Raw genomic sequence first — 20,848 nt, 5'->3', positions numbered from 1 at the left:
ATAATTTTAATCGCTCTAAAACTGCAAATACTCTAATAGTAGTAACCGCAAGTAATCTAACGTTCTAATATAACTTTTTATCTGTTCATAATTGCCATTACTGCCAAAATAAAAACTCGCAATCTGAGGTATATTTAAAACTCGCATAGCTTGTAATTGCTCAATTGCCTGGGCTTGATTGATAATTTGACCTGTGGATTGAATTTGACTTGCATAACCTCTAATATTTACTGTTAAAAGTTCAAGTTCTTCTAAAAGTGAAAAATCTTCATCTTTTGGTGGAAACTGAATAGAAACTTCTTCTCGTTCGCCGCGTGTATTTTTATAAGTATTAGTCAACTGTGTTAATAAATGACTAATATTTCTCTTAATTAATTCTTGCTGATTTAAAATTGCTTTAGTCATCATTGACTCCATAAGTAACTATCTTTTCAGTACCATATTGATCGGGTCTGACAATCAGATATTCATTGCTTTTACGATATACAGCTGAACTATCTCCACGGTATTCAGTTTTCGGAACTCTAATCGCTCCTTTTTTATTAAAGTTATGAGCCTTGCGTAGATACTTTAATGGATCAATTCCTTTTCTATTAGCATGGTCTAAGATACTCTGGGCAACACTCGTATAGGTAGCAGCATCCCACTCACTTATGTACTTTTGAATCTCTGCCACCTCTGCTGAGGTATAGCTTTGTAATAACTGTATCAAAAACTGGTCAGAGATAGGTTCTTCCGGCATATATCCAATTTAAAAAGAAAAATACCCCTCCTTACAAGTGAGGAAGGGTGGTTTTGCTTTATGCCAAAACAGGGTAAGAGTTATTATTAACTAAACTGTTCAATAATTCCGCCACCTAAAACTTTCTCACCGTCATACCACACAGCAGCTTGTCCGGGGGTAATGCTGAATTGGGGTTCATCAAATACCAAACGTACACGGGAGTTTTCCAAAGGAATTACCGTCACTGGTGTAGGCGTGGAACGATAGCGAATTTGCACTTCGGCATGAATTGGGATAGATGGTTCGGCAATAGAAACCCAGTTTACCCGATTTACAGTGCATTCTGGCTGAGTTACTTTTGTGCGATCGCCTACTACTACCTTATTATTTTCCGCATCTAATTCAATCACATATAGCGGTTCGGCAGCAGCAATCCCCAAGCCTTTGCGCTGGCCAATGGTGTAGTGATGGACACCATCATGCTGTCCCAAAACTTTGCCTGTCATATCTACAATATCGCCTGTTTTGGGAGCTAGATATTTATCCAGAAATGCCCGCATGGAACCGTTACTTTCTACTAAGCATAAGTCTTGACTTTCTGGTTTATCAGCAGTTTTCAGTCCGTATTCAGTCGCAATCCGGCGCGTGTCAATTTTTTCGAGTTCGCCCAGAGGGAATATAGTTGCTCTTAGTAAATCTTGAGACAAATCATAGAGAAAGTATGACTGGTCTTTGTTGCGGTCAACAGCCCTTAATAATTGGTAACGTCCAGTTGCTTGGTCATAGCTAATTCGCGCATAATGACCAGTGGCAATGCGATCGCATCCCAATTGTTCATGGGCATACTGCACCATTGGCCCAAACTTCACCGTTTTATTGCACTGAGAACAAGGCAAAGGCGTGATTCCAGCACTGTAACCAGTTACCAGATAATCGACAATATGCGTCTGAAAGAGATCCCGAATATCCACAACCTGATGGGGAACGCCCAGTTGTTCACAGATATCAGCCGCGTCGATCATACCTTCAGAGCAACATTGACCTTTGCCTTTCATTAGCCAAAGAGTCAAACCAATCACTTCATAGCCCTGATGGTGCAGGATAGCTGCGGCGGTGGAACTGTCAACGCCACCAGAAAGACCAACGACGACTTTTTTCATACAAAACACGACACGATAGCTGCGTGGTTGTCCAATTGTAGCACACACTCTTTCAAAGCCTTGCTACCAAAGCACTTCAGTTTCTGAGGTAGCAAATAGCGATCGCTCTTCACTCCGTCATCACCGCAGAAAACTAGGTCTTTTTCTCTCCCCTGCTCCCCTACTCCCCCTGCTATCACAGCAGTTGCTACAACGCGGGGAACCCGTGCAACGCACTGCCTCCCCTACTCTCCCTACTCCCTCATCACCCTTATCTAAGATTAGTTACAGATGCATTTTTTGCCACGCAGATGAGCTAATTTTACGTTAACGCTATATAGTTGCTACAACGGTGAACTAATTAGTTCCTGATGGAAATTGCCTAAAAATACTTTGACTACTTTCTAATTACTATGTCGAGAGGAATACCAAGTCAATTTATGCTATTTCAGATGCTGTGCCGAACTTCTGAGGGTTGGAAGCCCACTAGCAGACTTCTCCCCTTGTTAGTGGGAGGATGGTTAGTGCTGATTCCCGACTCTATCCCAGCACAAGCACAAATCCACAACAACGTGCTACTGGCTCAAGAAGCAGGTGAAATTTTACCGCCACCGCCAATTCCCTTTGGTCAACAACCATCACCGCAGTTACAACCAGTCCAAGAAGTCCAGAACAATCAATTAGAGCAGAATTTTCAGCCCTCGCAACCATTACAGGACAATCAATTAGAGCAGAACTTTCAGCCCTCGCAACCATTACAGGACAATCAATTAGAGCAGAACTTTCAGCCCTCGCAACCATTACAGAATAATCAAATTGAGCAGAATTTTCAGCCCTCTCAACCTGCACAATTTAGTCAATACAACCAGAACTTTGAGCGTTACTTAGTTTACGTTGATAGTAGCGATTTCCAGACGCTACAAGCAATCCGTCGGATCGAACCCAGTGCTTACATTCGCCAGTACCAAGGACGGAATGTAATTCAGTCAGGAGTTTTTAACAGAGTATCTAACGCCCAACAACGCGTCAATGAGCTACAGTCACGAGGCATTTCTAATGTACGGATTATCAGTTCTGCTAATGGACAGGAAATATATGGAGACAATAGAGGCTTTGTAGGCGATCGCAGTAATATAAATCCTCCCAGGCAAGCCTCTAGATATTATGTCGTCGTTCCCACCACTCAAGAACAGTTACCTGCGACCGCAGCCCAAATTAGGCAGAATATAGCCCGATTTAGCCAAGATTTAGGACGAGCTGGCGGAGTCCTCGAAAGGACGCAACCACGAGGCCCACACGTAGCAGTAGGGCCTTTCCCTGATCGATTCCAAGCTGAGGAATGGAATAAATATCTGCGAAATAGAGGATACAGTAATGCCAGGGTTTACTACGGAAAGTGAATAAGTTTGGAGTCATTCAATTTTAGATTTTGAATTTTGGATTTTGGTGAAGCAGCGCGGTGAGCCAGGCGCGAAGGGCAGGTTTCCCGACTTGAGCGGCTGGCTGTCTTCTCTACGAGACGCTGCGCGAACGTAGCGGTAGCGAGTCTTAGAGCGTCACCCGTAAGGCTATTAGGGGTTTCCCCATTAGTGATATCAAGTCCGGTTAATCATTTATGATTACCCCATCTGTGCAAAAATCGGAAAAGCCTCTTTCCCCCTGCCCCCCTGCGGTCTAAATGATAAGTCTTTGACCGGACATGATATGACTGCACCAAGCCGAAGGTATTGAAGGATAAATCCCAAATTTCTTTCCCACAGCAACTACATGAAGGTATGGGGTTAATCTAAAATCTAAAATCCAAAATCCAAAATTAAATCACTCCCCACTCCCTCAATTTTTAACGCAGGGATTCAATAATTACTGCTATTGTAATTAAACACAACAGGATAATCCCTAGTGGAAGCAAAAACTGTTGTAAAACGTACATCAGTATGGGTATAATTTGTAAGATACCTAAACCACTGGATAGAACGTAAGCGATCGCAATGCCAAATAGCACCAACAAGAAATATTTCAAGGATTTAGAAGCAAAGCGAAATAGAAGCGTATCCTGATTTGTATTCATAATTTTACTCGTAAAAGTAGCTAAATTTTAAGAAGTGAATATTATTTTTGATTTTCCATTGCTCCCTGAAAAAATGAGGCTATGAAAAATCATGTCCAGCCTGAACGGTATTAGTTTTACAGGTGAGTAATTGCCTGATTGGGTGAATTATTCAAAGACTGTTGTTGCCTTTGTGGATTGTTTGGCTTTTCATAATTAGCTAATAGTTGGAACGAAATAAACAAGCCCAACAACAGCAGCAAAAACGAGCCTAAACCAGAGGGATACTTATTTATTTCTCGCTCAACACCACATTTGAGGCAGACATATCGATTGGGGAATTCATGGGGCGATCGCTCCTGGAGGGGTCTGTTGTCTCCATAATATAAATACCAGAAGTGTGATAATTAGAGGTTTTATGTCCCTAACCCTTGAAGACTTGGAAAAAATGCAGCAACAGCATCCTGACTATCGCATGGAACTAGTTAAGGGTAATATTATTGTCATGAGTCCATCAGGATACGAATCAGATGAGGTTGCAGCTGAAATGGTAGCCCAGTTACGTAACTGGGTTAGACCGCGCAAACTGGGACGAACAGCAGCTTCTAGCGCTGGTTTCAGATTGCCAAATTCAGATTTGCGTGCACCGGACGCCTCATTTGTTTTAGCCGAACGCTTGCGTCGCAGTCCCAAGTCTTTTGCTCAATTGGCTCCCGATTTGACTGTAGAGGTGAAGTCCCCTAGCGATAATTTAGAGGATCTGAGAGCCAAGATTCAAGAATTTCTGAGTTTGGGAACTAAGGTAGGAATTTTGCTCAATCCAGATGAGCGGATTGTTGAAGTTTACAACTTTGGACAAGAGGCAATAATACTCCATGATGGCGATATTTTAACAGTTCCCGAACTGCTCCCAGGATGGGAAGTACCAATTGCAGATTTGTGGCCTCTAGAGTTTGACTAGGATAGTGGTAAAAGATCCTGTAGACGTAAATGGATGGAACTAGTACCACAAGGCGGAAGTCACTCATTCAAAAGTCACTCATTCAAAAGTCAAAAGAATTGTATTCCGGGCTTTTGCGCCATTTGAAATGGTATGTTTATTTACGCCGCGTTGTACTAGAAGTTTATCGGGTTGCAATATAATCATTTAACCTTCAGCAGTTTAAAAACTACCGAATAGGGACGTGTTTTGCAATTGAACAGCTTCCGGTCGTTTTCTGCAAGATGATATCGCTCTGGGGTAATTCTTGGCTCTTCAAATTCGTCCACAGAAAAACCTGCTGCCTTGAAAGCTTTCCAGTAATCGGAAAGAGGACGGTGAAACCAGATAAATGGTGTTGTAAAATGCTTCCAAGGTTGGTCGTTGTGTTGTGTCCTTTCAAAGTAAGAAGAAGCCCAACCATAAAAAACCGTCCCATCCTCATTTACAGTCGTCGAGTTGTCTTGAGGAAAGCAGGGATGTGAGAACACAAGAATTACAATACCACTAGGCTTGAGAACACAATTGAATGCCCTTATTGCTCCTTCGATATCAAGCAAATCCATGAGAACATAATTCGAGATGATAATATCAAATTGCTCATCTGGAAGCGACTTGAGTTCAGTGCATGAATCCAAATGGAAATCTATATCTAGATTATTTTGGCTAGCTCTGAATTGAGCAATTTCTATCATCTGAGGTGAAAAATCTATAGCAGTTACACTGGCTCCTTTAAGGCAAAGCTGGCGTGCCAGATATCCTGTGCCACAACCAGCATCGAGGACAGACAATCCCGCAACATTACCAGCAAAACTCCATAGTACCGGATCTGAGTTCAGAATTCGATTGCTGTCGCCATCTTCGCCAACTTGAATATCCCAGTCTCTAGCTCTATTATCCCAGAGTTCAAGTATTTCTTTTTCGTCAAACTTTGCCATTATTTCTTCAGTCATATGTTCCTCTTGAAAAGCAGAACTTAATTATTTGTATCTATAAAAAATGTACTAGGGAAGCTGTTACAAAAAAATATCGAGGAGCGTTACCAGTCAGCAGATGAAGTCCTCCTAGATTTGGATTCAAGGTTACTGACAAGACTGTAAAAGTCTGGCAACTGAACACGGGAGAGGCAATACACACCTTTAATGGACATTCAGCCGAAGTTTATGCGATCGCTTTCAGTGCGGATAGCAAAACTTTGGATAGTGGCGGTAAGGATAAAACTATCAATATTTGGCAACTGCCGTAGTGATTTAGTTCCTCATCAACTAAGGAACGGTAGAATATACCTAATTTTCATACCTTTAATTGCCTAACCATGACGATGCATTCTCTACTCCAACGTGCATTTTATAACCGCCGCGTTCTGAAAGTGATCAGCGGCTTGAATAACTTCGACGCCGCTAGCGTCGCTGCTACTGTCAAAGCTGCTGAATTTGGCGGTGCTACTTTTGTCGATATTGCTGCCGATCCAGCCTTAGTCCAGCTAGCTAAAAGTTTGACAAATTTACAAATTTGTGTTTCAGCAGTAGAACCAGAGAAATTTGTACAAGCTGTGGCAGCTGGTGCTGATTTAATTGAAATCGGGAATTTCGATTCCTTCTATGCCCAAGGACGCCGCTTTGAGGCTCCAGAAGTGCTAGCGTTGACTCACCAAACCCGCGCTCTCCTCCCGGAAATCACCCTATCTGTCACCGTTCCGCACATTTTGGAACTAGATCAACAGGTGCAGTTAGCAGAAGAACTGGTGAAAGCTGGAGCGGACATTATCCAAACCGAAGGCGGTACTAGCAGTAACCCAATTCACCCTGGAACTTTAGGATTAATTGAAAAAGCTGCTCCCACCTTGGCAGCAGCTTTTGAAATTTCCCGTGTGGTGTCAGTGCCAGTATTGTGTGCTTCAGGCATTTCTAACGTTACCGCACCATTAGCGATCGCTGCTGGAGCTGCTGGTGTTGGTGTTGGTTCCGCTATCAACCAACTCAATAGCGAAGTAGCAATGATTGCTGCTGTGCGTGGCTTAGTAGAAGCCTTAGCGACTGCAAATGCAGTAATCAGTTAGAGTTAGAAGTTAGGAGTGATCAGTTATGAGTAATGAGTTGAAGAAACCTATTCATTCAAAACTCCTAACTTCAAACTTTTAACTCCTAACTCCTAACTCCTAACTTCTAACTCATAACTTCTTTCAACCCATAAATCACCTGGTCTTGCTGTTGTTCTGTCAGTTCTGGGAACATAGGCAAGGATATGACTTCATGGCAAGCTTGCTCTGCTATTGGGAAGTCCCCAATTTTATAGCCAAGACTTTGATAAACTGGCTGCAAATGTAAAGGGTGGGGGTAGTAAATCATTGAACTCACGCCCTGCTCTTGCAATTGACTACGCACCCAATCTCGATATTTGGCGCTAGAACCATTTCGCCCTTCGCCTGATATGCGAATAGTGTATTGATTCCATACCCCAATACCCCCAGGTAATTCTTGGGGCGGGACGATCCCCGGAACTTGACACAAATACTGGTAGTAATAATTGGCGATATCTCGTCGGCGATCATTCCAAATATCTAAATAACGCAGCTTAATCTGCAAAATAGCTGCTTGGAGAGCATCCAAGCGGCTATTTACACCGATTTCTTCATGTAAATATCTAATTCTACTACCATGATCCCGTAGTATTCGCAATTTAGTGGCGATCGCTGGGTCATTAGTCGTTATTGCCCCGCCATCGCCGCAACCACCAAGATTTTTGGTAGGGTAGAAACTAAAGCAACCAATATGTCCAATGCTTCCTACTTTTTGCTCACCCCAAATTGCCCCTGTAGACTGAGCGCAATCTTCAATTACTGACAAATTGTGAGACTGAGCGATCGCTATCAATGATGTCATATCCACAGGTTGTCCAAATAGGTGAACCGGGATAATCGCTTTAGTTTTGGGTGTAATCGCCGCCGCGACTTGCTCCACATCCAAATTAAACGTAGTCGCGTCAATATCAACGAAAACAGGCTTTGCACCTACGGCACTAATCACTTCAGATGTAGCAATAAAGGTGAAAGGCGTTGTAATCACTTCATCGCCTGCACCAATTTCTAAGACTCGTAACGCTAAGTAGAGCGCATCAGTACCAGAATTACAAGCCACACATTCAGTAACAGTATTATAAGCTGCAAACTGTTGTTCAAAGCCTTCGACTAGGGGGCCGCCAATATAGCGACCAGAAGCCAGAACCTCTAATACAGCTGCACTTACTTCTGCTTCGATGGTGGTGTATTGCTGCTTAATATCAAAGGCAGGGATGGGATTTACACTTTGGATCATGAGTTCTCATTTTATCGGGAGATACAAAGGATGCACTTCGACAGTCAATTTTTGCTGATTGAATTATTAATCAAAGAGGAGCTACTAAAAGACTATCGCCCAAGATACGCATCTATTAGGGTTTTTACTTAAATTGTGGCGCGGTAAACTACCGCACATTTAATTTACAGATAGTAGATATACTAGGTGTTTGCCATGTTTTGGTCGTACCATTTTGAATTTTGAATTGATGAAAGTGATATATATCAACCAAGATCCAACACATCGGATCAAAGTTCCAGGTGTGTGGGCTGCTTTGATAACAAAATACCAGGAGATAGAGAACCCATGCAGGATCTGATCAAGCTGGATTTCGTGGATTTAGCTATTGCTGTGGGATTGATGGCGATCGCCATTGGTTTATCTGCCTGGGAAAAATTAGGATTAGAGTTGAACTTAGCCCTTGCTACTGGGAGAACCATCTTACAACTACTTGTATTGGGATACATTTTAGATTTCATCTTGGCTTTAGACAATGCTTGGGCAGTTTTGGCGCTATTAGCAATAATGCTGACAATTACGGCGATTGTCGCACGAAATCGCGTTACTCCAAAAATTCCTTATGTGTTGCCTTTGGTGTGGGGTGCAATTTTAATTAGTACCGCCCTGACAGTGCTTTACACCAACTTCTTGATCATTCAACCAGAAAGATGGTATGAACCACAGTATATAATTCCCCTAGCAGGGATAGTCTTAGGTAATGCTACCAATGCAGCTGCGTTAGCAGGCGATCACCTTGTCAGCACCATTAATTCCAGCCATCTCGAAATAGAAACCCATTTGAGTTTAGGTGCAACGCCGCAGCAAGCAGTTAGCCAGTACCGCAAAGACGCCATCAGAGCTGGATTGATTCCCACTCTCAATCAAATGATCCTTATAGGTATGGTCGCAATACCAGGAATTACTACCGGACAGTTACTAGCTGGTGTCAAACCCCTGGACGCAGTATCTTACGAAATTTTGATTATTTTCATGGTTGCTTTCGCTAATTTGTTGACAACAGCTTTACTTACTAGGGGGTTGTCTCGTCAGTTTTTTAATTCTGCCGCGCAGTTAATAAGGTAAGGGAATTAATCTACATCCAAGAGTATTTCATCATCTTGCCCTAGCAGATCAAGAGCAATCAATAGCGCTCGGTTTCGTTGAGCGATCGCTTCTTCACAAAGCATTCCCCGCAAACGCAATCAGCGCGATTTTGAGAGTACGCGAATCTGATCTGTCATTGCGCTCGAATCATTTGGCAAGGGCGATCGCAATTGATAGTCTTGAAATAACGATGCTAAGTTAATAATGGGAGTGCCGAAAATATTTCCGGCATATTACCTGTGTTTAAACGTTGACAAACTTTTCAACGGAAGGTAAATTAAAATGGCATTTACTAATTACAAAAGTATTAGTGCGGTAATTAAAAAATTTCAAATCAAGTATGTACAGTCGAATTTTATATTAGAAGTAGAATTTCCAGTTAAACAGTCTTTTCAAGAAGAATTAGATTTACTATTTACAGATGGAGTTATTGATAATTCTGAAGATGCTATTTGTGAAAATCTCATCTATCCAGTCTTGAAAGAAGTATGGAAATTTTACCGAAGTAAATTAACACTTTGAAGTCATCAAACATTAGCTTACGATGAAGATTTATCAGGCGTTCCAGATTATACAGTGACACAGCGAAATCCTCTGGGTACGATTGTTTTTGATAAACCTTATTTTTTGACGGTTGAAGCTAAACAAGATAAGTTTGAAGAAGGTTGGGGTCAGTGTTTAGCTGAAATGCTCGCAGTGCAGCGAATTAATGATGATTTTGTCAGCGAGGTATTTGGGATTGTTTCTAACGGCAAAATATGGCAATTTGGAAACTTGATAGGTAACGTGTTTACTCGGAATAAAAATTTATATGTAATTCAAGATTTAGATAAATTATTTGCTGCGGTAAATTATATTTTTCAAGAGTGTGAATTAAAAATGCAAAAACAATAATATCATGTATTGTGCCGATAAAATTAGAGTGATTTTTTTGAATTGATCGCTAAGTACAGATACCCGCTCCAATTATGCAAGTTACAGCGGATTGCAGGTAAATGAAGTACACGGGTAGGGGCACAACATGTTGTGCCCCTACGAGAATCTGTACCTCACCTTGGCGTAGCCTCTCGTAGAGAAGTTGCAATCTGCTGTAAATGTGGAACAGCTTAATAGACCTCTTGCACGAATGCAAAACTACCCTCAACCCCAACCCCTTCTCCCAATTTTGGGAGAAGGGGAGGCAATTTCAAAGTCCCTCTACCATCCTTGGGAGAGGGATTTAGGGTGAGGGCTTTTGATTTATGCAAGAGGTCGAACATTATCTATAGCTAAAACTTTATAATTCATCTATAACAAGACTTTTACTTTATAGACATATCTACAAAGTAACCTTTTCAATAAGAGTTAAATCTACAAAATCTAGTTAACCATCGCAAGTGGTGTCCGCCTTGCCCCCGATGGCAACCAGAAGGTTTTGTATGAAGACGACTGCTGGAAATGAATACCACTTAATCTGTTTTTCCTTCAAGCTTGTTGATGGCTTCCTTCAAGCTAGGTTCAATGTATTTTTTTAAAGTATATCCGCTAACCTTGCCCTGCTTACACGCAATTTCTTCAAGCAATAACCTCTGGATAGATTTAAGCCAATCCAACTCTTCAAACAATTCTTTATTAAAATCTTTAACCTCATAGCGCTTAATTAGCGATCTACAAACACAATCCTTGTCTTCAAAGTCAAGAGATAAGAGCTTTTCTACAAAGTCAGTTTCTTTAATGTGTTTTAATACAGGAATTCTGTGATATTTCTGGCTTATTCCCACTTGATAGGGCGAAGCACTTAAACAAATCATATCTCTAAATTTCCATACATCGCTCTGCATAACGGTGAGCAATTCTTGCCCAACATTGGGCATATTCTCATTCTTCGCTAACTCTTGAGCTTTTTCAAGGTAGGTGCAAAACTCATTAAATTCTTGGAAGTTTTTTCCTTGAAAACCTAGTCCAAGATATCCTCCAAGTATATTATCGCCAGCAGAAAAATAGTATGATGCTAGCTTTGATGGCTCACGATTCTTTAAATAATCAATATAAAGTTTTGAATCTTTTAGAATCTCTTGTTTACTTTTTGGAAGCAGCCCAGCATCAGAAAAATCAAAAAATATTCCAGTGATATGCTTAACTACCCCAGGATCATCAAAATCTCTATTTGCATATTCTGACATGACTTGAGGGAGTAATTTCTCAAAATCCTTATCATTAAGAGAGTAAAAATGCCACAATTTAACCCAGCTAGGTGTTGTCTCGTCCTCAAAATATTTGCTACTTTCTAGTGATTTCTCTAGTTCTTGCGCGTCTAATATACCTTTGTCAAAAAATACTTGCCACCAGATATCATTTGGGAAAAGTGGATAGAATTTGACAAAGGAATATTTTTCAAATATTGACTGTGGAGAATCTATTTTTTTATTACTATTTACGCCTGAATTTGATGATGGATAGCTGCTAACACGATTACTTAAAGTCGATATGTATTCTTGCCCCAATTTATTAATATCTTTTGAAAACAATCTTCCACTATTGATTTCAATTGATAAAACCATTAAAAGATTCAAAATGTCTTCGAGAATTTCCGATTTGATTCGTGCTTTTTCTGGTAATGACTCAAAAATCCTTTCAAAATTTAAAACAATTTGGTTTAAAGTTCTTAAATTTTCATATTCTGCTTTGATATATACATTTTGTATTAAATTAACGTTTTTAGATAGAAAGTTTCTAGCTATTGGATTATTCACCTTTATTACAAACTTTTCTAATGCACGATGAAAATCAAGAGAAATAGCAAAAGTTTGGCCAATTAATTTTTCTTTAATTACTTTATAATTATCGTTTTTTTCTAGCTTCTCTTCGTCAGCAACAATAATTAATTTTAACTCTTTATGCTCTATAAAGTTATTGATATACCCCAATATATTGTTGAGGTCTATCTGGCAGCGCTCTAGGTCATCAAATATTAATATACTTCCATCAAGGTTTGTAATAATATCAGTAAGTTTTATACTTGGACTTGTAATATTTAATGTTGCATCATCATTTAAATCTAGCTTTAAACTATTTTTTAAAACTTGTGTAATAAGATTTCTCCCTATTGCTATTGGCTTTGATGCTAGCAAAGGAATTTGTTGTAGCAAAAAGGCTTCTTCTATTTCAGAAAATGAAGTTACACCATTAAGGCTAACGTACAAACATTTTCGCTTGTGCTGTTTTAGTTTTTCAGAATACCTATTGATAAACCATGTTTTACCAGATCCCCACTTACCTTTTAGTAAAACAGCAAATCCAGGCGCTTGAGATAACCCACAGTAGTAATCTAAATACTCATTAATATAATCATTGATTGATTGATTATTTTGTGTCATTTTTCTTACAAACATCTAAATCCAAAACTAAATTTAATATAAGATTGATTACGACATTTTACATTTTTAGCAAGCATTTTACTTCGTATATTTTCTTCCGAAATAAAATGCTTACGTCTTTGTGCTTTAATTCAAATTATTTTCACTGTCGTTTTCGCGCTTCAATGGATGCAAAGGAAAGGATTTTTCTAACATACGCTCAAACTCTTCCCAATTGTCGGAAGCTCTCATTTTAGGGACTTCCAATTAAAAAACTCCTAACTCCTCCCTTTTCTACTTACCCGCCCAAAGTCCGCGTATAAATTACCTGACCTTGGGAATCATAGAGGAAAAGGGACAAGTTGGCATTGTCACTAATTACAGCTAAGGCTTCCCGTAAGATTTGCAAGTGATTGGTAACATCAACAGCAGTATTAGAATTCTCAGAATAAGGATTAGCCAAGTTATTTTGCCTTATTTGATCATACTCAGGCGTTAAGCGGACAATAATTCTTGTGTTGTCTATGCTAAATGTGCAAATCCGAATTTGATTAATACAGGTTTTATCTAGATCGGTGCGGGTTTGTTGGAAACTACTGACAACTTGTAGTTTTTCTTGTGCTTGTTTGAGGGCTGCTGAATAGGGTTCGACGAGGGACTGAGCCTGAGTGTAGTACAAGCTATCTTGGGAAATCTGTTTAGCAGTTTGCAAAGCCTGATCCCAGTATGTCGCCGCTGCTTGCCATTGGTTTTGTTGCTGATATACTTTGGCTTGCTTGGCGGTGCTAACGGCTTGTTGGTAGGTTCTAGCAGCTAATTGTTCTTTAGTAGCGCGATCGCGTGCTGCCACTAGTTTAGGTTTATAATCTACCAACAGCTTTTCGGCTTCTTGGTATCCAGGGCTAGTTAGGGGAATGCTATTCAAGGCATTAATGGCCACCAGCCAAGTAGACTGCACCTTTTGCCAGTCATTCAAAGATTTAGCAGTAGCTTCCCGATTTTTGGCTGCATTAGCTACAGCTTTTGCTGCTGTTAGTTTTTTCAGCCATTTTTCCTCAGTAAATATCTGTTGATTTACAGCCTGCAAACGAACTCGATAATTAAGTAATTTACCTTGCACTAGCTTATAGAGTTCACTATCGGGACTTATAGTTTCTAGTGGCACTATAGCCTGTCCCCATAAGTGTTGCCTAGCTTGTAATTCCTCTAGGCTATATGCGGGAGTTTGAACTTTTTGTGTCGCCAAAGATGCCGTTTGCAAAGCCTTGACCACCTGGTTGATTTTTTCTGACCGTCCAGACAAACTTGCTTTTAGTTCTTCTGATACCTGGTAACGGGGCGACCAACTAGGAATTGCATTCAGGGCTGCACTAGCCGTTGTAAGCTGCTGTTGTATAGCGATTAATTCTTTTTCAGACTTAGCGCGGCGCATCAGTTGCGGAGATTTTGTTTTTAATTGCTCGGCATTTTGTATTTCTTTACACTCAGACATTACACAAGGGCGAGTCAAAAAGTAAGCACCACCGCCTAAGACTACAATTCCTACCAAAGCTGCACCCAGTAGGATAGGTTTGATTTGGAATGCTGGCTTTGAAGTCGGCAAATTTGGCGCATCTGCAAACGGGTCAAATGCTTCCTCTTTGTCAGTCTCATCGAGTGATGGAGAATAGGTCAGACCAGATGAAGAAATGGGAGAAAAATATTGCCCTTCTGCTCCTGTGCCCCCCTGCTCCCCTGCTTCCCCTGCTCTCCTGCTCCCCCATCCCCCCGTTTGCTTCAACACCAAGAAACATTTGGCATAAGGGAGTTGTTCACCAAAAATTCTGAGGAAACATTGCACCCGCTGCTGTTTGTGGGGTGCTAGAGACTGAAATACTTCCTCAATTACTGCAAAGATTATCTGAGCGTCAACTATTACATCTGATTGGTGTTGCGTTAAAATCATTAGCTCGTCTTTATTGACGGCACACTTAACCTCGAAGACTTCAGCCGTTGAGACTTCTACAAGTAATTGTTCCTGCAAAGTTTTGGCTAAAAGCTGTAAATCTTCCTGCTGGACTGCTACTTTCATAGAGCTTTCCCGCTGAACTTCTATATTGTTTTGATTATCTTTAAGGGGATGAAATGAACTTTTTAGGTTTGTTGAATGCAAATGCACAGTTTAACCAACCACAGCCTGAAAATCTGAACGACCAACTTTCTAACACAAATTCTGACTTTTCACCAAAAATTAAAAAAGCAGTTATTGTTGGCGTGGCACATTTTTACAGCACTAAATGCAAAATTAAATAATCTGTCTTCAGATATAAATTACAAATAAAAAATGGGAATAATAGAGTTTTTGAGTATTTTCACTGCATTATTTAGCGACAATTAAATTCATCGGAGCTACTGCTCTGGAAAATTCTAGTTGCAGAGCAGTTGTGACAAAATTATCCAAGGGTTAAGAAAACGATGCTATGTCAGAGGGTTTTGACAGAAATGGTAGTTATCTTCTATGCTGGAAAACTTACTGAGGAGATTAATTACGTGTTGTGGCTCTGGCATAAACAGGTTGGCTATCAAAATTAATGTACCTCATTTGCTGAATTCGATAAAATTGATCCGTGAAAAAGAAATTTTTATAGGTAACAAAAGCTTAATTATGCAATCAAGGTGCTGCCAAATATTAAGACAGCACTAAATAAAGGCTTGGAAAGTGTCAATACAAGGTGTATCAATGGATTTATTAGAGTACCAAGTTAAAGAATGGTTTGGGAAGATAGGCATTCCTGTATTGCCCTCTCAACGAATTGATCATCCTACAGATTTGAAACGTTTAAAAATTCGCTTTCCGATTGTACTGAAATCTCAAGTACATGGAGCGGAACGGGCAAAAGCTGGTGGAGTCAGGTTTGCGGAGACGACAATCGACGCGATCGCAGCTGCTCAAAATATCTTTAGTCTACCAATATGGGGCGAATTGCCGGAAGTTGTGCTGGCAGAATCCCAATACGACGCCAACCAGGAATTTTATCTAGCAGTGGTTTTAGATACTGCTGTTTGCCGACCTGTACTTTTAGGTTGTAAAGAAGCAAACATCGATTGGGAATCCGCTGGGGAAAGAATGCACTATGTCGTCGTCGAACAGGAATTCTCGCCATTTTATGCCCGACGACTGGCTTTGAAAATGGGTTTGCAAGGAACGCTGATGCAGTCGGTAAGCAGCGTTGTGGAGAAGATGTACGAGTTATTTGTGCAAAAAGACTTGGATTTAGTCGAAATCAATCCCTTAGCAGTCAGCGCTACTGATCAAGTTATGGCTCTTAATGGTAAAGTCAGGGTTAACGAACGAGCGATCAAGCGTCATCCCGATCTTGCCGAAATGGCGGCAAAAATTATCAGCCGTCATACCAGTACTGAAATCAATGGTATTTTGGGTGACTGGGATGGTGTAAAAATGCATGGAAAAATCGGTATTTTAGGTAATGGTACTGGTTCAGTGATGGCAACTTTGGATTTAGTCGCTAATGCTGGTGGTAATCCAGGTGTTTGTTTGAATCTACGTCATGCTTTCCTCACAGATACTACACCAACTACCTTCTGCGATCGCCTAGAGACAGGTCTGAAAATCCTGGAGGCCGACAAAAGCATTCAAATAATACTAATTAACTTTATGGGTAGCATTCCTCAAACTGAGGAAGTGGCTGAAGTTATAGCCAGAGTTGTGCAGCAAGACAACAGCGAACTTCAATCACAGGTTGTACATTCTAATGGTAGTAAAAGTCGGCGAGAGCGGAATTTTTCACCCTTAGTTGTCCGTCTTGCTGGTTCTGAATTTAATGCTGCTAGAAAATATTTAGCAACACTAATAACCCACAACGACGCCCTCCTTGTGCTAGAAAATTTAGATGAGGCAGTGGCGGCAGCAGTTCGTCTTGCTAAACCAACGGCTCATAAGAAATAGTGACTGTCATTTTGTGACAATTCAAAAATCAGAAATTATTAATTTTTACCGCAGGGCATAAATTTTTGAATTTGATGCTGAAAACAACTACAGCTTTGCTTCCTAAGACTAAATTATATAGTGCATTCAAACTGAATATTCTTAGCTAGAGGCGGGTTTTCCGATTTTTGGAACACTCAGCCTCAAGACTAGTTTTTGGAATTTCAGTAAAAATTGAATTAATACGACACTGTAAATGTGTCGTTTTTATACCCAGTAATTCCAGGCACTGGGTTGCCAAACTTACCCCCACAACCGCACTTCCTCCCGCGATGCTAACATCCCTTGCGTTTGTTTCAAGAGTTTCAGTTTCCATAACAATATGCAACCACCATCGTCCTTTTGATCATATAGAACTAAAGATATCTGTGATTTGCAAAGATTGTGCGGCAATTGAAGCACCCGTTTAACCGCACTCAATTAGCTGCTTTTATCCCTCCCAACCCACAAGGGGATTGGGTTTCTCAAAGAAAGATTATGAACCTAATGCCAGACAGCAAAGTGTTAATTCAAGGCTTTTGCGAATTTATATCAGGCACTCATGTTGCTCAAATGAAAGCTTATGGCACGAATTTGGTAGCCGGTGTCAATCCTGGATGTGGCGGACAGGAACTGCATGGACTGCCAGTATTTGACTTAGTAGAGGAGGTAATAGAACAACTTGGGGCAATTGACACGACAATTATCTGTGTAGATCCTTACGACGTGCTAGATGCGGCATTAGAAGCGATCGCATCTCATATTGGCCAGATCATTATTATTACCGCTGGCGTGCCGCCTTTGGATATGGTGCAATTACTCCGCAAAGCCGAGGCATGTGAAACTTTGGTAATCGGGCCCAACAGTCCTGGGATCATTGTGCCGGGAAAAATTCTTTTGGGTACTCAACCTAGTGAGTTTTATACTCCTGGCTCAGTGGGGATCGTCAGTCGTAGCAGCACCCTCACCTACGAAGTTGCTTACGAATTAACAAAAGTAGGTTTGGGGCAGTCGATTAGTGTCAGTATTGGTAGTGATGCGATCGTCGGTTCCTCTTTTCTCCAATGGCTGCAAATTCTCGACGAAGATGAAACCACACAGGCTATCGTTTTAGTCGGTCAACCTGGTGGTGGTAGTGAAGAAGCAGCAGCCCGGTACATTGCTGAGGCAATTGATAAACCAGTAATTGCCTACATTGCAGGCCGACAAGCACCACCAGGAAAAAGTTGGCGTCAAACTGGGACTTTAGCAACGGTTATCGGACGCGATCCTAACTTTGGTACAGCCCAAAGTAAATTAGCCGCTTTAAAAGAAGCGCAAGTTCCAGTAGCTGAACGTCCTTCTCAGATTCCAGAATTATTGAGAAAGAAAAGAGATTAATTGATATTTTCCCTGGCTCTGTTTAAGAACAGCACAGTGGGGAAATGTCCAGTTCCGCCAGCGCAGATAGCGTTGGCAATTATCCTACAAGCTTATATGGGACTATCAGATGATCAAGTCAGAAATACTACCAAGTCTTCCATAGATAACAAGTTAAAAGTTAATCCCCATAAATAAATTTAGTTGCTCTGTATCCTTTTGCGTTTCGGTCAGAAATACTTATTTGTGCCATTCTGCTTAAAGTCAAGGATATTTTTAAGCAGCAAGAATTACAAGTATTATCTCCGGGGGCTAAGGGCTATCGAGCTTATTTTAGCTGCATATTAGCCTTTTTTGTCAGCCTGTCAGAATGAATAGATGTTACAAAAAGCGAAGCAATAATCGAGCTTCGTCTGCCAGGTCTAATGCATGAGTAATGGCGATCGCTCTTGATGTGATATATTTCGTCAAAAGTTCGCCCAAAGCGCTGCTCAAGCCAGCTGTGACGAGATTTGTTGTGTACAAGCTTTAACAACCTCCCTGCTATTAGACCAAAATGAAGTGCCGCTACCGCAGCATAGGTAAAGCGCACCACACGCTGATATCCATTCCACCCAGCAGAACGCAACCCCGCCAAGTACCCCTCAAGATGCGCTGCAAACCAGCTGCATCTTTGTTGCCAGTTCTTGAGGTAATTGAGAAGCAAAGGGATGATTGTATTGGTAATATTTCATTCTCCACCCAAGTTGAACGGGGAGTTGCAGCTTGAACTGGAGATGCAAACCCCAAAATAAAAATTAAGACAAATACAATTGCAGATATGTGTTTGGGCATGACAGTCTATTAAGCGTAAAAAAATTGACTCTTGTGTAGAGGCAATCATCCAACGACAATTCTTTTACCACCTTGAGACATAGCTTAGAAAGTGATTTAAAGCACAATGTAACAAATATTCATGGTAAAGAATTCAAAAAGGTAAAATTATAAAGAATCGTCAAAACGTAATCATGTCAGCTATCCAAACAACTGTGGTTCTTGCCATGACGGCCGATGGAAAAATAAGCGCCGTAGATCCGAAAGCGCCTCGTGAATCCGATGCAGCTGACCAAGCACACTTGGAGTATCAAGTCTCTCTTGCTGATCTAGTCTTGGTAGGAGCAGGGACGATTCGGGCTGAGGGGGGAACCTTTACAATTCGCAATTCCGAACTGTTGGCAGCACGTAAGGTTCGAGGTCAGTCTCCCCAGCCTATTACCTGCGTTGTCTCAGGTTCCCTTGACCTATCGCTGGACTTGCCTTTTTTAAGCCAGGACATTGAGCGATGGATATTTACGACACGGACTGGTTTGGAGCGCAATTCTGATGCAACAACCTTGCAAAAACTGGCTGAATTAATTTATTTGGGAGATACAGAGCTGGACTGGGATCGGGCCTACAGCTTGATGGCAGAGCGGGGTATTCACAAGGTCGTGGCTTTGGGAGGCGGCTCTTTAACAGCTGCTCTAGTAAAGGCTGGGCGAATTGACGATTGGTGGTTGACAATTTGGCCCGTCATTTATGGAGGAAAGGACGCCCTTAGCCCAGTGGAGGGAGAGGGTTTTGTTCCCAATGCTGCTCCTCATCTCCAACTCGTCGAAACTCGTCAGGTTGGAAGTGAGTTGTTTTTGCACTACCGCACACTCAACTGAGAATGCGCTGCCAGAATTAAGCACTATTATTGTTGATACTAAAACCCAGATTCCGCACTTCATTTTGTAATACGTATATTAGTATATAGGACTCCTCCAAAGATTTTTGAAAACATACTGAGACTGAAAAGCCCGTTTTATCACGGTTTTATCTAAAATGTTGTTCAGAAATCAGACAGGATTCCTATACTAGAGAGTGAAGAGAGAAAAAAAGCAGATTTCAAGAAGCTATCCCAAGAAATAGAACAAGAATCAATCAAAGTTAGAAAACAAATAGCTAAGTTAGTAAAATAGTAGTCCCCATTAGCTTATTATTCAATTTGTCGTGCTACCAATTGAGCAAATAGCCCCATCTGCTTAACCAGTTCCTCAAACGTACCCATCTGCACCACGCGACCCGCTTCAATCACATAAATTCGGTCAGCATTGCGAATTGTGCTGAGGCGGTGGGCAATCACTATCCGAGTTGCCTTCAACTGATCTAAACTTTCAGTTACGATCGCTTGCGTGCGATTATCCAAAGAACTGGTAGCCTCATCCATCAAGATAATTTTTGGCTGATTGACCACTGCTCTGGCAATCAACAATCGTTGTCGCTGTCCCCCGGAAAGATTGGTGCCACCTTCACTAATAACTGTATGCTTTCCCATAGGAAGAAGCTCGATATCAGCAGTAAAACCCGCCATGCGTGCCGCTGCCCAAGCTTTCTCGTGCGACACATTGGCTGCGGCAGTAATATTCTCAAAAATTGAGCCTGTGCCAATGCGACCATTTTGCAGCACTACCCCCAACTGCCTTCGTACTGCCTGAAGATCCAGTTCTGCCAAGTCAAAGTTATCGTAGTACACCGTTTCTGAGAGTGGAGTCTCAAACCCCAATAACAACCGGAATATCGTTGACTTCCCACTTCCCGAAGGTCCCACTATCGCTATAAATTCTCCTGGATCTGCATAAAGACTGATATTATTAAGTATCGGCAATCCATCATCACGGTAGCGAAAGTTAACACTGGGGAGACTTGTTCTCCTGACAGGCTTTTTGAAGTGCAGAATGTGGGCTAAAAAGCGCCCCCCCCTTCGGGAGAGCGCTTTTTGATGAAGGCTAAACTTTACTATTTAACCGTTGATAGCAGGAGCGGTTAGAGCTACAGGAGCAAAATCACCAGCAGCCAAAT

General features: G+C 41.2%; 19 protein-coding genes and 2 pseudogenes. 10 read left to right on the top strand and 11 right to left on the bottom strand.

The window, feature by feature from the left end; all coding sequences use genetic code 11:
* Nucleotides 1-15: 15 nt before the first annotated feature.
* From V7K85_RS29340 to mnmA, 3 genes are all read right to left on the bottom strand, one after another.
* A complete protein-coding gene (locus V7K85_RS29340) occupies nucleotides 16-408 on the bottom strand; it encodes a hypothetical protein (protein WP_334819083.1) in 393 nt (130 codons plus the stop codon).
* Nucleotides 398-742, bottom strand: coding sequence for a hypothetical protein (locus V7K85_RS29335; RefSeq protein WP_334819081.1), 345 nt, complete (start codon nucleotides 740-742; stop codon nucleotides 398-400). Before V7K85_RS29335 ends, V7K85_RS29340 begins: the two co-directional genes overlap by 11 nt.
* Before the next feature lie 86 nt (nucleotides 743-828).
* On the bottom strand, nucleotides 829-1,884 hold the full coding sequence (gene mnmA, locus V7K85_RS29330; RefSeq protein WP_334819079.1) for a tRNA 2-thiouridine(34) synthase MnmA: 1,056 nt from the start codon (nucleotides 1,882-1,884) through the stop codon (nucleotides 829-831).
* A 419-nt stretch (nucleotides 1,885-2,303) separates the two neighbouring features.
* On the opposite strand from mnmA, the gene V7K85_RS29325 reads away from it, so the two are divergent.
* Entirely contained in the window at nucleotides 2,304-3,263 is a 960-nt protein-coding gene (locus V7K85_RS29325) for a hypothetical protein (protein WP_334819077.1), read from the top strand.
* Nucleotides 3,264-3,703: 440 nt separating this feature from the next.
* Here V7K85_RS29325 and V7K85_RS29320 read toward each other — a convergent pair whose 3' ends face one another.
* Nucleotides 3,704-3,931, bottom strand: coding sequence for a hypothetical protein (locus V7K85_RS29320; RefSeq protein WP_334819075.1), 228 nt, complete (start codon nucleotides 3,929-3,931; stop codon nucleotides 3,704-3,706).
* Nucleotides 3,932-4,328: 397 nt separating this feature from the next.
* On the opposite strand from V7K85_RS29320, the gene V7K85_RS29315 reads away from it, so the two are divergent.
* Nucleotides 4,329-4,871, top strand: coding sequence for a Uma2 family endonuclease (locus tag V7K85_RS29315; RefSeq protein ID WP_334819073.1), 543 nt, complete (start codon nucleotides 4,329-4,331; stop codon nucleotides 4,869-4,871).
* 182 nt (nucleotides 4,872-5,053) lie between these two features.
* Here V7K85_RS29315 and V7K85_RS29310 read toward each other — a convergent pair whose 3' ends face one another.
* Complete coding sequence (locus V7K85_RS29310) at nucleotides 5,054-5,842, bottom strand: class I SAM-dependent methyltransferase (protein WP_334819071.1); 789 nt, start codon at nucleotides 5,840-5,842, stop codon at nucleotides 5,054-5,056.
* Between the two features lie 158 nt (nucleotides 5,843-6,000).
* On the opposite strand from V7K85_RS29310, the gene V7K85_RS29305 reads away from it, so the two are divergent.
* Both V7K85_RS29305 and V7K85_RS29300 read left to right on the top strand, forming a co-directional pair.
* A complete protein-coding gene (locus tag V7K85_RS29305) occupies nucleotides 6,001-6,135 on the top strand; it encodes a WD40 repeat domain-containing protein (protein WP_334819098.1) in 135 nt (44 codons plus the stop codon).
* A 69-nt stretch (nucleotides 6,136-6,204) separates the two neighbouring features.
* Nucleotides 6,205-6,948 carry a DUF561 domain-containing protein gene (locus tag V7K85_RS29300; protein WP_334819069.1) on the top strand — a complete coding sequence of 248 codons (744 nt, stop codon included), beginning with the start codon at nucleotides 6,205-6,207 and terminating at the stop codon, nucleotides 6,946-6,948.
* Between the two features lie 106 nt (nucleotides 6,949-7,054).
* Here V7K85_RS29300 and V7K85_RS29295 read toward each other — a convergent pair whose 3' ends face one another.
* Entirely contained in the window at nucleotides 7,055-8,203 is a 1,149-nt protein-coding gene (locus V7K85_RS29295; RefSeq protein WP_334819067.1) for a DegT/DnrJ/EryC1/StrS family aminotransferase, read from the bottom strand.
* Between the two features lie 327 nt (nucleotides 8,204-8,530).
* Between V7K85_RS29295 and V7K85_RS29290 the strand changes: the two genes are divergently transcribed.
* Nucleotides 8,531-9,307, top strand: a complete 777-nt coding sequence (locus tag V7K85_RS29290) for an ABC transporter permease (protein ID WP_334819065.1) — start codon at nucleotides 8,531-8,533, stop codon at nucleotides 9,305-9,307.
* 303 nt (nucleotides 9,308-9,610) lie between these two features.
* A pseudogene (locus tag V7K85_RS29285) lies at nucleotides 9,611-10,222 on the top strand (hypothetical protein).
* A gap of 554 nt (nucleotides 10,223-10,776) precedes the next feature.
* Here the strand turns inward: V7K85_RS29285 and V7K85_RS29280 are convergent.
* On the bottom strand, nucleotides 10,777-12,699 hold the full coding sequence (locus V7K85_RS29280; protein ID WP_334819063.1) for a P-loop NTPase fold protein: 1,923 nt from the start codon (nucleotides 12,697-12,699) through the stop codon (nucleotides 10,777-10,779).
* A gap of 262 nt (nucleotides 12,700-12,961) precedes the next feature.
* Nucleotides 12,962-14,734: a hypothetical protein gene (locus V7K85_RS29275; RefSeq protein WP_334819061.1), complete on the bottom strand. Its 1,773-nt coding sequence runs from the start codon at nucleotides 14,732-14,734 to the stop codon at nucleotides 12,962-12,964.
* Between the two features lie 53 nt (nucleotides 14,735-14,787).
* On the opposite strand from V7K85_RS29275, the gene V7K85_RS29270 reads away from it, so the two are divergent.
* From V7K85_RS29270 to V7K85_RS29260, 3 genes are all read left to right on the top strand, one after another.
* Nucleotides 14,788-14,955: a hypothetical protein gene (locus V7K85_RS29270; RefSeq protein WP_334819059.1), complete on the top strand. Its 168-nt coding sequence runs from the start codon at nucleotides 14,788-14,790 to the stop codon at nucleotides 14,953-14,955.
* A gap of 427 nt (nucleotides 14,956-15,382) precedes the next feature.
* Nucleotides 15,383-16,609 (top strand): succinate--CoA ligase subunit beta, encoded by a 1,227-nt coding sequence (locus V7K85_RS29265; protein ID WP_334819057.1) that lies wholly within the window; start codon nucleotides 15,383-15,385, stop codon nucleotides 16,607-16,609.
* Nucleotides 16,610-17,125: 516 nt separating this feature from the next.
* Complete coding sequence (locus V7K85_RS29260) at nucleotides 17,126-18,007, top strand: succinate--CoA ligase subunit alpha (RefSeq protein ID WP_334819096.1); 882 nt, start codon at nucleotides 17,126-17,128, stop codon at nucleotides 18,005-18,007.
* A 360-nt stretch (nucleotides 18,008-18,367) separates the two neighbouring features.
* On the opposite strand, the gene V7K85_RS29255 is transcribed toward V7K85_RS29260, so the two are convergent.
* The gene (locus tag V7K85_RS29255) at nucleotides 18,368-18,511 is read right to left on the bottom strand and encodes a hypothetical protein (RefSeq protein ID WP_334819055.1); all 144 of its coding nucleotides are present in this window, start codon (nucleotides 18,509-18,511) and stop codon (nucleotides 18,368-18,370) included.
* A 42-nt stretch (nucleotides 18,512-18,553) separates the two neighbouring features.
* Nucleotides 18,554-18,820 carry a hypothetical protein gene (locus V7K85_RS29250; RefSeq protein ID WP_334819053.1) on the bottom strand — a complete coding sequence of 89 codons (267 nt, stop codon included), beginning with the start codon at nucleotides 18,818-18,820 and terminating at the stop codon, nucleotides 18,554-18,556.
* A 173-nt stretch (nucleotides 18,821-18,993) separates the two neighbouring features.
* Between V7K85_RS29250 and V7K85_RS29245 the strand changes: the two genes are divergently transcribed.
* A complete protein-coding gene (locus V7K85_RS29245) occupies nucleotides 18,994-19,674 on the top strand; it encodes a RibD family protein (RefSeq protein ID WP_334819051.1) in 681 nt (226 codons plus the stop codon).
* 311 nt (nucleotides 19,675-19,985) lie between these two features.
* On the opposite strand, the pseudogene V7K85_RS29240 reads toward V7K85_RS29245, so the two are convergent.
* Nucleotides 19,986-20,690 (bottom strand): annotated as a pseudogene (locus V7K85_RS29240) (ATP-binding cassette domain-containing protein); the annotation flags it as partial.
* Nucleotides 20,691-20,848 lie beyond the last annotated feature (158 nt).

This window comes from Nostoc sp. (assembly GCF_036917615.1).
Taxonomy (GTDB): domain Bacteria; phylum Cyanobacteriota; class Cyanobacteriia; order Cyanobacteriales; family Nostocaceae; genus Nostoc.
The sequence above is the reverse complement of the archived record's forward strand: the minus strand, read 5'-3'. Positions and strand labels throughout refer to the sequence as shown.